The organism is Geodermatophilus sp. SMS 5-13, assembly GCF_059428245.1.
Genome location: NZ_CP165729.1, coordinates 117789 through 130892 on the forward strand (window position 1 = coordinate 117789; position 13104 = coordinate 130892).

Here is a 13104-nt window from a genome sequence, read left to right on the forward strand (position 1 = left end):
GCGGCCCGCATGAGCGTTCCCCTGCCCTCCTCCGGGCACGCCGCGCCGGGCGCGGACGTCGTCGTCGAACCGCCCGTCCTCGGGAACTGGCGCCCCCTGCTGGTGGCGACCGATCTCGACGGCACGCTGTTCACCTCCGCGGGCGAGGTCGGCGCGCGCACCCGGGCGGCGCTGGAGGCCTCCTGGGCGGCGGGGATCCCGGTCGTCGGCGTCACCGGCCGCGGCCCCCGGTTGCTCGACAGCGTCCGCGCGGCGCTCGACGGCCGCGGCATCGCCGTCCTCGCCCAGGGCGGGTTCGTCGTCGACCTCGAGCGCGACGAGGTGCTGCGCACCGTCGGCCTGCCGCGCGCGCAGGCCATGGCGGTGATCGAGCAGATCGAGGACGTCGCCGGCCCGCTCGTGCTCGCCGTGGAGGACGCCGCCGAGCAGGCCGAGGCGCGCCGGCCGCTGCGCGTGCAGCACGGCTTCAACTGGCCCTATCCGGAGCCGGCGCACCTGCTGCCGCGCAACCGCGTGCTGCCGGAGGGCGCCGTCCTCAAGGTGTTCCTGCGCTCGGCCACCCTCGGCCAGGACGAGCTGCTCGCCCGCGCCCGGCGGGTCGTCGACCCGGCGGTCGCCGAGGTGACCCACGCCGGCCTCGGCTTCATCGAGGTGCTGCCGCCCGGCATCACGAAGGCCACCGGGCTGGGCGTGGCGCTGGCCCGCTACGGCGTCGGCTTCGGCGACGTCCTCGTCTTCGGGGACATGCCCAACGACCTGCCGATGATCCTGGCCGTGACCGAGGCCGGCGGCCGGGCGGTGGCCGTGGCCAACGCGCACCCCGCCGTCCGCGCCGCGGCCCCCGAGCTGACCAGCGGGAACGACGCCGAGGGCGTGGCCCGCTACCTGGAGGCGGTGCTGGGTGTCTGACTGGCGACCGCGGCTGATCGCCAGCGACATGGACGGCACACTGCTGCGCTCCGACGACACGGTCAGCGAGAGCACCGTGGCCGAGCTGGCCCGCTGGCGGGCCGACGGCGTGCCCGTCGTCCTCGCCACCGGCCGCCCGCCGCGCTGGATGAAGCGGATCCGTCAGGTGCTGGAGTTCGGCACCGCCGTCTGCTGCAACGGCGCGGTCCTGCTGGACCTGGAGAGCTTCACGATCGTCGACGAGGACCCGCTCGCCCCCGAGATCCTGCGCGAGCTCGTCGACGAGCTGCGCCGGCGGGCGCCGGGCACCCGCTTCGGCGTGGAGTACGGCATGGAGTTCCGGCACGAGCCGGCCTACCACCCGCGCTGGGACGTCGACGTGCCCGGCGTCGCGGCCGCGCCCCTGCCGGAGCTGCTGCGCAACCCCGCGGCCAAGCTGCTCGCCCGGCACGAGGACCTCGCCCGCGACCCGTTCGTCGCCCTCGTCGAGGAGGTCGTGGGCGACCGGGCGACGGTGACCACCTCCTCGGGCGAGGCGCTCGCCGAGATCTCGGCGGCCGGCGTCACCAAGGCGTCGGGTCTGGCGAGGGTGGCCGCCCGGCACGGCGTCGGCCCGGAGGACGTCGTCGTCTTCGGGGACATGCCCAACGACATCGCCGCGTTCGACTGGGTGCGCGACGCGGGCGGCCGGGCGGTGGCCATGGCGCAGGCCCACGCCGACCTGCTGGCCGCGGCCACGGACGTCACCGGCACCAACGAGGACGACGGCGTCGCGGCCTTCCTCGCCACCCTCTGAAACCCCGCTCAGAGGCCTCGCTCCGAAGCGCCGGGGCGGCCGGGACGGGTGTGACGACCGTGCCTGGACCGTGCCCAACTCTGGGTTGAGTCTCTCAGGTGACAGCCGAGAAGGAGGGGTGAAGCCGCTCGGTGCTTCGCCACCACCCTCGTCGGTCCACGGAGACAACGATGTTGAAGAACCTGTCGATCAGCCGGCGGCTCGCCCTCGGCTTCCTGATCGTCGTCCTGAGCATGGTCGGGCTCACCGCCATCGGCGTGACCCGCGTCGACACCATCAACGACCACCTGACGACCATCAACGACCTGAACGCGGTCAAGCAGCGCTACGCGATCAACTTCCGCGGCAGCGTGCACGACCGGTCGATCGCCGTCCGCGACGTCGTGCTGTCCACCACGCCGGCCGAGTTGCAGACCCAGGTCGACCTGATCACGGAGCTCACCAAGAAGTACAAGGACTCGGCCGGCCCGATGGACGACCTGTTCGCCGTCGAGTCCAACGCCAACCCCGACGAGCGCACCGCGCTGACCGACATCAAGAACGTCGAGAAGCAGACGCTCCCGCTCATCGAGCGGATCGTGCAGGCGCAGTCCACCGGCGACTTCATCGGTGCGCAGCAGGCGCTGCTGCAGGCCAAGCCGCTGTTCGTCGAGTGGCTGCGCACGATCAACGTGCTCATCGACATGGAGGAGGCGATGAACCAGGGGCTGTCGGCCGACGCCCGCGACGTCGCCTCGGGCTTCCTCCTCACGATGGTGCTGTTCTGCGCCGCGGCCGCCGTCCTCGCCGTGCTCATCGCCTGGCAGCTGACCCGCGGCATCACCCGGCCGCTCGCCCAGGCCGAGGTCGTGTTCGCCGCCGTCGCCAAGGGTGACCTGACCCAGCGGCTCGACGTCTCCGCCAAGGACGAGGTGGGCCGGATGGCCACCTCGACGAACACCGCGCTCGCCTCCATCGGCCAGGTCATGTCGACGTTCCACGATGCGGTCCGGGCGCTGGGCACCGCCAGCGAGCGGGTCGGCGCGCTGAGCCAGCAGATCTCGGTCGGCGCGGAGGAGTCCTCGGCCCAGGCCGGCGTCGTGGCCGCGGCCGCCGGTGAGGTGTCCCGCAGCGTCCAGACGGTGGCGGCGGGCTCCGAGCAGATGGGTGCCTCGATCCGCGAGATCGCGCACAACGCCAACGAGGCCGCCACGGTCGCCGGCAAGGCGGTCGTCGCGGTGGGGACGACGACGGAGACCGTCTCGCGGCTCGGCGAGTCCAGCCGCACGATCGGCGACGTGGTCAAGGTGATCAGCTCGATCGCCGAGCAGACCAACCTGCTCGCCCTGAACGCGACCATCGAGGCCGCCCGCGCCGGTGACGCCGGCAAGGGCTTCGCGGTCGTCGCCAACGAGGTCAAGGAGCTCTCGCAGGAGACCGCCCGGGCCACCGAGGACATCGCCCGCCGGGTCGAGGCCATCCAGGCCGACACCACCAGCGCGGTCGGCGCCATCGCCGAGGTCGCCGAGGTCATCTCGCAGATCAACGACTACCAGACGACCATCGCCTCGGCGGTCGAGGAGCAGACCGCGACGACCAACGAGATGAACCGCAGCGTCGGCGAGGCCGCCACGGGAACCGGGCAGATCGCGGAGAACATCGACGCGGTGGCCGCCGTCGCGCAGTCGACGACCCAGCACGTCGGCGCCGCTCAGGAGGCCGCCGGCGAGCTGGCGACGGTGTCGCGCCGCCTCGAGGAGCTGGTGGGCGGCTTCCGCTTCTGACGCGGCTCCTCTCCCGCATCGGCGGGTGATCGGCAACGGCGCCGGTCACCCGCCGATGTGCGCCAGCTGAGGGGGCTCCCCCGCACGGGTGAACGCGGTGATCATCGGCGAGTGGCTGCCCGACACGCCGCCGGGGGCAGCCACCTGCCGATGGTCACGGCCAGCGTCCTACAGGTACTGGCCGCCGCCGGGGCGGAAGTCGGGCTGCTGCGGCGCCTGCGGCGACCCGCCGGGGAGCGCCCGACGGCGCATCTCCTCCAGCTGCGCGCGGGCGGCCATCTGCTGGGCGAACAGCGCCGTCTGGATCCCGTGGAAGACCCCCTCCAGCCAGCCGACCAGCTGGGCCTGGGCGATCCGCAGCTCGGCGTCGGACGGCGTCGCGTCCTCGCTGAACGGCAGGGTGATCCGCTCCAGCTCGTCGCGCAGGTCGGGGGAGAGACCCTCCTCCAGCTCGCGGATCGACGCGGCGTGGATGTCGCGCAGCCGGTTGCGGCTGGCGTCGTCCAGGGGCGCCGCCCGCACCTCCTCGAGCAGCTGCTTGATCATCGTGCCGATCCGCATGACCTTGGCCGGCTCCTCGACCATGTCGTTGACGGTCATGCCGCCCTGGCCGTCCTCGTCACCCGCCGGAACCGCCGGCATCGGCATCGCGCCGACCGGCCGACCGTCGGGGCCCACGACGACGACCTGCTGCGGACGCTCGCTGCCGGTTCCCGGTGCAGTCATGTCCCCATCCTGCCCCGTCGCGGTGACCGCCGTCCGGGGTGGTCGGGCCGGGCCGCGGCCAACGGAACGGCCCGGCACCGAAAGCCCGGGGCACACTAGGGTGCGCAGCGTGGGGGAAGGCCGGCTGGACGTCGCACGCGTCCGCGGCCTGTTCCCCGCGCTGGCCGACGGGTTCGTGCACACCGACGGCCCGGCCGGCTCGCTGATGCCCGAGAGCGTGGCGCGCGCGGTCGCCCACGCCATGCGCATGCCGGTCGCGAACCGGGGCGGCGTCTTCCCGGCGTCCGGGCGCGCCGAGGCGATCGTCGCCGCCGCCCGCTCCGCGGTCGCCGACCTGACCGGCGGGGTGGCGTCCGGCGTCGTCCTCGGCGCCAACATGACGACGCTGACCTACTCCCTCGCCCGCACGCTGGCCCGCACCTGGCGCCCGGGTGACGAGGTGGTGGTGAGCCGGCTCGACCACGATGCCAACATCCGCCCCTGGCTGCAGCTGGCACAGGAGAGCGGCGTCCTGGTCCGGTGGGCCGAGGTGGACATCGAGACCGGCGAGCTGCCGGCCTGGCAGTACGACGAGCTGCTCACCGAGCGCACCCGGCTGGTGGCGGTCACCGCGGCCAGCAACGCGATCGGCACCGTTCCGGACGTGCCCGCGATCGCCGCCCGCGCGCACGGGGTGGGGGCATTGGTCTACGTCGACGCCGTCCACGCCGCTCCGCACGGCCTGCTCGACCGCAAAGCCCTCGGCGCCGACTTTCTGGCGCTGTCGGCCTACACGTGGTGCGGCCCGCACGTCGGCGCCGTCGTCGCCGACCCGGCGCTGCTCGAGCAGCTGCGGCCGGACAAGGTGCTGCCCGCGCCGGACCGGGTGCCCGACCGGCTGGAGACCGGAACGCCGCCGTTCGAGCTGCTGGCCGGCGTCCCGGCGGCGGTCGACCACCTCGCGGGGCTGGACCCGGAGGCGACCGGGTCGCGCCGCGAACGGCTGCACGTGTCGATGGCGGCGGTGGCCGAGTACGAGCATGAGCTGTTCGGCTGGCTGGACGACGCACTGCGGGCGATGCGACACGTGCACGTGCTCGGGGCTCCGGAGCACAGGACGCCCACCGTGTCGTTCACCGTGGAGGGCATGACCCCGCGGCAGGTCACCGCCGAGCTCTCCCGGCGGGGGATCTGCGCCTGGGACGGCGACTACTACGCCCGCGAGCTGTTCGACGCGCTGGGCGTCAACGAGGCCGGCGGAGCGGTGCGGCTGGGCCTGATGCACTACAACACCGCCGAGGAGGTCGGCTACGTGATCGATTCGGTCGCCGCCCTCCGCCTGCGCTGACCTCCTGAACCCCGCAGGAACCGCCGTCGTGTTCCCCGGTGACGGCGCCGGGCGCACCTGTCCGGCGCCTCTCGGAAAAGAGGAACGCTGTGCGCACGACCTGGATCCTGGCGGCCACGGCCGCCGCGGCGCTCGCACTGGCCGGCTGCGGGTCCTCCTCGACCTCGGGCGGCTCGGCGGCGAGCGGGGATGGCGCGACCGGCCCCAGCAGCTCGCCGGCGGCGAACACCGACCTGGCCTCCTGGGAGAGCCCCCTCGGCGCGATCGTGGTCGACGGCAAGGGGCAGACCGTCTACGTGTTCGACAAGGACACCGCCGGGTCGCCCAGCGCCTGCACCGGGACGTGCGTCGGCCTGTGGCCGGCGCTGACGACCACCTCGACCACGCCCTCGGTCACCGGTGTCACCGGCGAGGTCGGCACCGCGGCCACCGACGACGGCAAGCAGCAGGTGACCCTCGACGGGCACCGGCTCTACACGTTCTCCGGTGACTCCGGCGCGCAGCAGGTCAACGGCCAGGGGTTCATGGGCATCTGGTGGGCCGTGGCGCCCGACGGCACGAAGGTCACCACGACCGCGTCGTCGTCCTCGTCGTCCTCGGCGCCTGCGCCGTCCTCGGCGCCTGCGCCGGCGCCGGGAGGGCCGGTCTACTGAGGAGCCGGCCCGGTCACTCCTCCGTCAGCAGCAGGACCTTGCCGATGTGCTCGCTGGCCTCGACCGTCCGGTGCGCCTCGGCGGCCCGGGACATCGGCAGCCGCCGGTCGACGATCGGGCGGACGACGCCGCGCTCGACGTCGGGCCAGACGTCGTGCCGGACGGCGGCCACGATCTCGGCCTTGCCGCCCGGACCGTTCGCCGGCCGGGAGCGCAGCGTCGTCGCGTGCACCGCGCCGCGCTTGCGCATCAGCTTGCCGAGGTCGAGCTCGGCCTTGGTGCCGCCCTGCATCCCGATGCTGACCAGCCGGCCGCCGATGGCGAGGACGTCGAGGTTGCGGGCCAGGTATTTCGCGCCCATGTTGTCGAGGACGACGTCGACCCCGGCGCCGTCGGTCTCGTCCGTCACCCGCTCGACGAAGTCCTCCTCGCGGTAGTCGATCAGCACCTCGGCGCCGAGCTCGCGGCAGAACTCGAGCTTGGCCGCCGTCCCGGCCGTGGTGAACACCCGCGCACCGGCGCGCGCGGCCAGCTGGATGGCCATGGTGCCGATGCCGCTGGAGCCGCCGTGCACGAGGAATGCGTCGCCGCGGCGCAGCCCGGCGAGCATGAACACGTTCGACCACACCGTGCAGGTCACCTCGGGCAGCCCGGCGGCCGTGGCCAGCTCCACACCGGAGGGGCGGGGCAGCACCTGCCCGGCCGGGACGGCGACCCGCTCGGCGTACCCGCCGCCGGCGAGCAGCGCGCACACCTCGTCGCCGACCGACCACTCCGCCACGCCGTCGCCGACCTCGCTGATGATCCCGCTGCACTCAAGCCCGAGGATCTCGCTGGCGCCCGGCGGCGGCGGGTAGAAGCCCTGCCGCTGGAGCAGGTCGGCGCGGTTCACCGCGGTGGCCGCGACGTCGATGATCACCTCACCGGGGCTGCACACCGGATCGGGGACCTCGCCCCAGCCGAGCACCTCCGGACCGCCGGGTTCGCTGATCGTCACCGCGTGCATGCCCGCACCCTAGGGTGACGGCGATGAACGCGGCGGATCTGCTGGGTGCCGGGCTGCCGGTCGCGGCGGCGCCGATGGCCGGCGGACCGTCCGGGCCCGGGCTGGTCCGGGCGGTCGCCTCCGCCGGCGGCCTGGGCTTGCTCGCCGCCGGCTACAAGGAGCCCGACGCGGTCGCGGCGGAGATCGCGCAGGTCCGCGGCGTCCCGTTCGGGGTCAACGTGTTCGTGCCGTCGCCGGCGCGGATGCCGGAGGCGGAGTTCCGCCGGTACGCGGCCGAGCTCGCCCCGGAGGGCCGGCCGTACGGCCTGGACCTCGCCGCCGCCGAGCCGCGGTGGGACGACGACGCGTGGACGGCGAAGATCGACCTGCTGCTGGCCGATCCGGTGCCGGTGGTCAGCTTCACCTTCGGCGTCCCGCCGGCCGACGTGGTCGCCGCGCTCCGGCGGGCCGGCACCGTCGTGCTCGTGACCGTGACCGCCGACGACGAGGCCCGCGCCGCCGAGGAGGTGGGCGCCGACGGGCTGGTCGTCCAGTGCGCGGACGCCGGCGCGCACAGCGGCGTGCACGACCCCGCGCGGATGCCGTCGCCGGTGCCGCTGCCCGAGCTGCTGGCCCGGGTCCGGGCGGTGACGGCGCTGCCGCTGCTCGGCGCGGGCGGGCTGGCCACCGCGGCGCAGGTGCGCGACGCGGTCGCCGCCGGGGCGCTCGCCGTCCTCGTGGGGACGGCGCTGCTGCGCACCGACGAGAGCGGTGCTTCCGCCACGCACCGCGACGCCCTGACCGACCCCCGGTTCACGCACACCGAGCTCACCCGCGCGTTCACCGGCCGCCCGGCCCGCGGCCTGGTCAACGGCTTCCTCGAGCGGCACACCGGCTCCGCCCCGCTCGGCTATCCGGAGATCCACCACCTGACCCGTCCGCTGCGCACCGCGGCCGCCAAGGCCGGCGACGCCGACCGGCTGCACCTGTGGGCGGGCACGGGGTTCCGCCAGGCCCGCACCGGTCCGGCCGCCGACGTCGTCCGCGAGCTCGCCGGCGGGCTGTAGCCGGCAAGTCGTTCGCAAGTGGCCGGCCGCACCGTGCGGGCATGACCACTCAGCTCCCCGCCCTGCCGTTCCCCGTCACCCCGCGCCGGCCCGGCGAGCCCGAGGCCGACCTGACCGGCTTCACGCTCATCCACCGCGCGCTGCGCTCCGGCACCCGCGACCTGGCCGACGCCGCCGTCTCCATCGCCGGCGGCGCGCCCTGCCCGGCGGAGCGCCGCGACGCCTACGTCCGCTTCGCCACCGAGGTGCTGCGCGAGATCCACTCCCACCACAGCCGCGAGGACGACGTCCTGTGGCCGGTGATCGCCGCCTCGGCCGGCGCCGCGGTCGACCTCGAGCCGCTCACCGACGACCACACCGAGCTGCAGGCGGTCCTCACCCGCGCCGAGGAGGCGCTGGCCGCGTTCGCCGGCGACGTCTCGGCGGCCGCGCCACTCGGGCGGGTGCTCACCGAGATGGCCGACCTGCTCGACGAGCACATCGTCGAGGAGGAGGCCGAGGTGTTCCCGGTGATCCGCGAGCACGTGTCGGCCGCGGACTTCGCCGCCTGCGAGAAGCGGTTCCAGAAGGGCTCGAGCCCGAAGCACCTGCTCTTCGTGCTGCCGTGGGTGATCGCGCAGTGCACGCCCGAGGAGCGCTCGGCCGCGCTCGCCGACGCCCCGGCGCCGCTCAAGCTGCTGCTCGCGCTCGGCGAGGGCCGCTGGCACCGCCGCCGCGCCCTCGTCGTGCGCGGCTAGCGTGCTTTGTCGCGACAAAGCACGCGCGCTTCATCGCGACAAAGCGCGGGCGGCGGTGATCCAGTCGGGGTTGCCGGTCCGCTCCGCGACCTCGACGGCGGTGCGCTGGTGGGCGGCCGCCGCCGCGGCGTCCCCGCGGTAGGCGGCCAGCCGCGCCAGCAGCGTGGCCGTCGGACCCAGCGCGACCGTCGCCGTCCACGCGCCGCAGACGGTGTCCGCGTGCGGCAGCAGGCCGGTGTAGGCCTCCTCGACCCGGTCGTCGTCCCGCAGGCCGAGCCCGAGGACCGCCCGCAGGCCCAGCAGGACCGGGGTGAAGTAGTCCTGCCCGACCGAGGGCTTCACCGCGGCGAACCGCCGCGCCTCCGCCGTCCGGCCGTTCACCATCAGCGCCACCGCGAGGAGCTCGGCCAGCTCGTCGGGGGCGACGTCGAGCAGGTCCTCCGACTGCGCGATCAGGTCGTCGTAGCGCCCGGCGGTCAGCCGCAGGCAGAAGACCGACACCCACCACAGCGCCTGCGCCTGCCGGGCCCAGAAGCCGGTGGTCCCGACCCGCGCCACGGCCGCGCCGTAGGCGGCCTCCGCCGCGGCGTAGTCGCCGGCGATCGACGCCCGCAGCCCGCGGTACCAGAGCGCGATCGCGTGCAGCAGCGGCAGCCCGTACGCCAGCGCCAGCCGCTCGGCCTCGGTGGCGTGCTCGTCGGCGGCCTCCAGGTCGAGGACGCCGCAGCTGTGCTGCACGAGCACCAGCCGGGCGGTCGCCTCGAACAGGCCCAGCTGCTCGCGCTGCGCGAGCTCCAGCAGCTCCCGGCCAAGGTCGCCGCGCTCGGCCAGCCCGCCGTGCCGGTAGGTGTTGATGTAGCGGGCGTTGAGCGCCGAGGCCAGCACCAGCGGGTCCCCGGTCTCGCGGGCCAGCGCCACCGCCTCCAGGCTGGCCTCGTAGCCTCGCGGGTCCGCGGCGCCGGCCAGCTCCACCGCGAGCACGCCGAGCAGCCGGGAGCGCAGGTCGGGCCGGTCCGGCAGCGCGGGGACGGTGCGCTCGAGCGCCGCGACCAGGGCCGGCTCCGCGGGCGTCTGCCGCGGCGCCCACAGCGTCGGGACGTCGCAGGAGAGCAGCACCTCGGCGGTGACCAGCGGATCGCCCAGCGCGGTCGCCGCCGGCAGCGCGCCGTCGCGCAGCTCGCGGCCGGCGGGCATGTCGCCGGCGAGCGTCGCCGCCCGTGCGGCGCGGGCCAGCAGCCGCAGCCGGCCGGCCTCGTCGTCGGGGTGGGCCAGCGTGGTCGCCGCCGATGCCCGCTGCCACCAGTGCAGCGCGTCGCGGTAGGAGAACCTCCGCTCGGCCAGCTCCGCGGCGGCCGCGGCCCAGCGCGCGGTGGCCGCGGCGTGCGACGGGCCGGCCGCCTCGGAGTGGTGGGCCAGCGCGGTGACGTCCTGCGGGCGCAGCCGCTCCAGCGCCTGCGCGACCCGCCCGTGCAGCCGGCCGGCCCGCAGTCGGGAGAGGTCCTCGTACAGCGTGTCGCGCACCAGCGCGTGCACGAACCGCAGCCGGCCGGGCCCGGGCTCCACCAGCAGCCCGCTCACCAGGGCGGACTCCAGTGCGTCGACGACCGCCTCGTCGTCGTCCCGGTCCACCCGCGCGGCGGCGAGCAGCACGTCGACGTCGACGTCCCGGCCGCAGACCGCGGCCAGCCGCAGCAGGCTGCCGGTCTGCGCGGGCAGCGCCGCCAGCCGGGACCGGACGACGTCGCGCACCCCGCCCGGCACCGCGCCGACGTCGGCGCCGGTGGAGACCAGCCGCGCCAGCTCGCGCACGAGGAACGGGTTGCCGCCGGTGCGCTCGGCGATGGCGGCGCGGACGGCGTCGTCCACCGGCGTGGCCGAGACGTCGTCGACCAGCCGCCCGACCGCCTCGTCGTCCAGGCCGGCCAGCGCGAGCCGCACCGGCGAGCGGCGGGCGAGCGCGGCGAGCACCGCGTCCAGCTCGGCCAGCGGCTCGGGCCGGGTGGCGACGACGACCAGCACGGGGACGTCGGGCAGCGCCGCCACCAGGTCCAGCAGCAGGGCCGCGGTCTCCTGGTCGGCGCGGTGCAGGTCGTCGAGGACGACGAGCAGCGGCCCCGGGACGCCGGCCAGCCACTCACCGACCGCACGGTGCAGCCGGAACCGGGAGGCCAGCGCGTCACCGGCCTCGTCGGCGGGGGCGTCCTCGAGCAGCGGCGCCAGCCGCGCCGGGTCGGCCGGCGGGTGCGCGCGGGCCAGCCGGCCCAGCGCCTCGGTCCACGGCCAGCCGCTCGGCGCGCCCTCGGTCTCGGGGCAGCGGGCCAGGCACGTCGTCCAGCCGGCCGCGCCGAGCTCCGCGGCGAGCGCCTCGACCAGCGCCGTCTTGCCGCTGCCGGCCTCCCCGGTGACGACCGCGACCGCCTGCCGCCCCGCCGCCGCCCGTGCCGCGGCGTCGCGGAGCGCGGCCAGCTCGACGTCCCGGCCGACCAGGGCCGGCCGGGGGATGCCCTCTCCCGGCGTGCTCGTGCGCTGCGTGCCACCGGCATGCAGGGCGCGAGCGGGCGCGGCCTTCCGTGCCGGCCCGGGGTGCATGAGGTGCGGCGCCTGGGCGAGGACGTCGTCCTCCAGCGCGCGCAGCGCCGGGCCAGGGTCGACGCCCAGCTCGTCGGCGAGCCGCGCTCGGACCTCCCGCAGCGCGGCCAGGGCGTCGGCCTGCCGCCCGGCGCGGTAGAGCCCGAGCGCGAGCAGCCGCCAGCCCTCCTCGCGCAGCGGGTGCTCGGCGACGTGCGCCCGCAGCCGGGCCAGCGGGTCGGCGCCGCCGGGGACGGCCAGTGCCGCGGCCGCCCAGCGCTCCACCGCGGTCAGCCGCAGCTCGTCGAGGCGGGCGGCCTCGGGCGCGCACCACGGGTCGTCGGCGTACTCGGCGTAGGCCGGACCGCGCCACAGTTCCAGCGCGGCGGCGTAGCGGTCGCGGGCGGCGGCGGGGTCGTCGTCCGCGAGCCGGTCGCCGTCGGCGAGCAGCCGGGCGGCGCGCAGCGCGTCGACGGCGTCGTCGTCGGGGCGCAGCGCGTAGCCGGGCGGCACGGTGAGCAGCAGCCGGGCCGGCGTGCGCGGCGGCCGGTCGGGTTCGAGCGCGCGGCGCAGGTGGCTGACGTGCGCCTGCAGGGCGGCCTGCGCGCGGGGCGGGGTCTCGGCGTGCCAGAGGTCGCCCACCAGCAGGTCGGCGGGCACCACGGCGCCGCGCGAGACCAGCAGCCGGGCGATGACCGAGCGCTGCCGGTGGCCGCCGAGGTCGACGGGGGCGCCGTCCCGGGTGGCCCAGACGCCGCCCAGCACCCCGAACTCGACCGTCATAGCGGGCGGCAGCCTACGTCCTAGTGACGCGCAAGTGGCTCCCCAGCGCCTCCCGCCACCGTGTGCGTCATGACGACGATCGTTCCTCCCGCCGCCGTGACGGACGCCGCGACTCCCCGCACCGCCGCCGACCTCACCGGGTTCACCCTCGCCCATCGCGCGCTGCGCTCGGGCACCCGCCTGCTCGCCCGCGCCGTCGACGGCATCGCCCGCGACGACGCCTGCGACGCCGAGCGGCAGCGCGGGATCGTCGCGTTCGCGGGCGCCGTGCTGACCGAGGTCCGCGCGCACGTCGAGCGGGAGGATGCCGCGCTGTGGCCGCTGGCCGTGCAGTCCCCGGACGGCTGGGCCGAGCTCGCCCCGCTGGCGGCGCAGCACACCGAGCTCGCGGAGCTGCTGCCCCGGGCGTGGTCGGCGCTGCGGATCTTCGCCCGCTGTCCCAGCTCCGGGGCGCCGCACCTGGCCCCGGAGCTCGCCCGGCTCGCCGACCTGGTCGAGAAGCACCTCGCCGAGGAGGAGGGGCGGGTCTTCACGCAGCTCCGGCTGCACGTGACCCGGACCCAGCTCGACCGCTGCCGGATGCGGCTGCGGGCGGGCACCCCGACCGCGCGGCTGCGGTTCCTCGTGCCGTGGCTGGCCGACCAGTGCCACCCGGCGGAGCTGTCGGCCGTGGTGGCCGAGGCCGACCCCCGCGCCCGCCTGCTGCTGCGCGTGGGCCAGCGTCGCTACGCCCGGGCGCGCGACGCCGTCCTGGGCACGTGACGGGGTGGATTCGTCGGCGTGACGCCGA

General features: G+C 75.9%; 11 protein-coding genes. 8 read left to right on the forward strand and 3 right to left on the reverse strand.

The genetic code is table 11. The features are described from left to right. Positions 1-9 precede the first annotated feature (9 nt). The 3 genes from AB3388_RS00545 (at position 10) to AB3388_RS00555 (ending at position 3468) form a co-directional block, all read left to right on the forward strand. Positions 10-909: an HAD family hydrolase gene (locus tag AB3388_RS00545; RefSeq protein ID WP_495408803.1), complete on the forward strand. Its 900-nt coding sequence runs from the start codon at positions 10-12 to the stop codon at positions 907-909. Next, positions 902-1705, forward strand: coding sequence for an HAD family hydrolase (locus AB3388_RS00550; protein ID WP_495408804.1), 804 nt, complete (start codon positions 902-904; stop codon positions 1703-1705). Before AB3388_RS00545 ends, AB3388_RS00550 begins: the two co-directional genes overlap by 8 nt. Before the next feature lie 170 nt (positions 1706-1875). Continuing rightward, positions 1876-3468, forward strand: coding sequence for a methyl-accepting chemotaxis protein (locus AB3388_RS00555; protein ID WP_495408805.1), 1593 nt, complete (start codon positions 1876-1878; stop codon positions 3466-3468). A 168-nt stretch (positions 3469-3636) separates the two neighbouring features. Here AB3388_RS00555 and AB3388_RS00560 read toward each other — a convergent pair whose 3' ends face one another. Next, complete coding sequence (locus tag AB3388_RS00560) at positions 3637-4194, reverse strand: bacterial proteasome activator family protein (RefSeq protein WP_495408806.1); 558 nt, start codon at positions 4192-4194, stop codon at positions 3637-3639. A 109-nt stretch (positions 4195-4303) separates the two neighbouring features. On the opposite strand from AB3388_RS00560, the gene AB3388_RS00565 reads away from it, so the two are divergent. Together AB3388_RS00565 and AB3388_RS00570 are read left to right on the forward strand one after the other, a co-directional pair. Continuing rightward, positions 4304-5521 (forward strand): cysteine desulfurase-like protein, encoded by a 1218-nt coding sequence (locus AB3388_RS00565; protein ID WP_495408807.1) that lies wholly within the window; start codon positions 4304-4306, stop codon positions 5519-5521. Positions 5522-5610: 89 nt separating this feature from the next. Further along, a complete protein-coding gene (locus AB3388_RS00570; protein WP_495408808.1) occupies positions 5611-6174 on the forward strand; it encodes a COG4315 family predicted lipoprotein in 564 nt (187 codons plus the stop codon). Positions 6175-6187: 13 nt separating this feature from the next. On the opposite strand, the gene AB3388_RS00575 is transcribed toward AB3388_RS00570, so the two are convergent. Continuing rightward, the gene (locus tag AB3388_RS00575; protein ID WP_495408809.1) at positions 6188-7180 is read right to left on the reverse strand and encodes an NAD(P)H-quinone oxidoreductase; all 993 of its coding nucleotides are present in this window, start codon (positions 7178-7180) and stop codon (positions 6188-6190) included. 23 nt (positions 7181-7203) lie between these two features. On the opposite strand from AB3388_RS00575, the gene AB3388_RS00580 reads away from it, so the two are divergent. Both AB3388_RS00580 and AB3388_RS00585 read left to right on the forward strand, forming a co-directional pair. Continuing rightward, positions 7204-8226 (forward strand): nitronate monooxygenase, encoded by a 1023-nt coding sequence (locus AB3388_RS00580; protein ID WP_495408810.1) that lies wholly within the window; start codon positions 7204-7206, stop codon positions 8224-8226. Positions 8227-8267: 41 nt separating this feature from the next. Further along, positions 8268-8963, forward strand: a complete 696-nt coding sequence (locus tag AB3388_RS00585; RefSeq protein ID WP_495408811.1) for a hemerythrin domain-containing protein — start codon at positions 8268-8270, stop codon at positions 8961-8963. Between the two features lie 30 nt (positions 8964-8993). On the opposite strand, the gene AB3388_RS00590 is transcribed toward AB3388_RS00585, so the two are convergent. Beyond that, complete coding sequence (locus tag AB3388_RS00590) at positions 8994-12314, reverse strand: ATP-binding protein (RefSeq protein ID WP_495408812.1); 3321 nt, start codon at positions 12312-12314, stop codon at positions 8994-8996. A gap of 69 nt (positions 12315-12383) precedes the next feature. Between AB3388_RS00590 and AB3388_RS00595 the strand changes: the two genes are divergently transcribed. Next, positions 12384-13076 carry a hemerythrin domain-containing protein gene (locus AB3388_RS00595; protein ID WP_495408813.1) on the forward strand — a complete coding sequence of 231 codons (693 nt, stop codon included), beginning with the start codon at positions 12384-12386 and terminating at the stop codon, positions 13074-13076. The last annotated feature ends 28 nt before the right edge of the window (positions 13077-13104 follow it).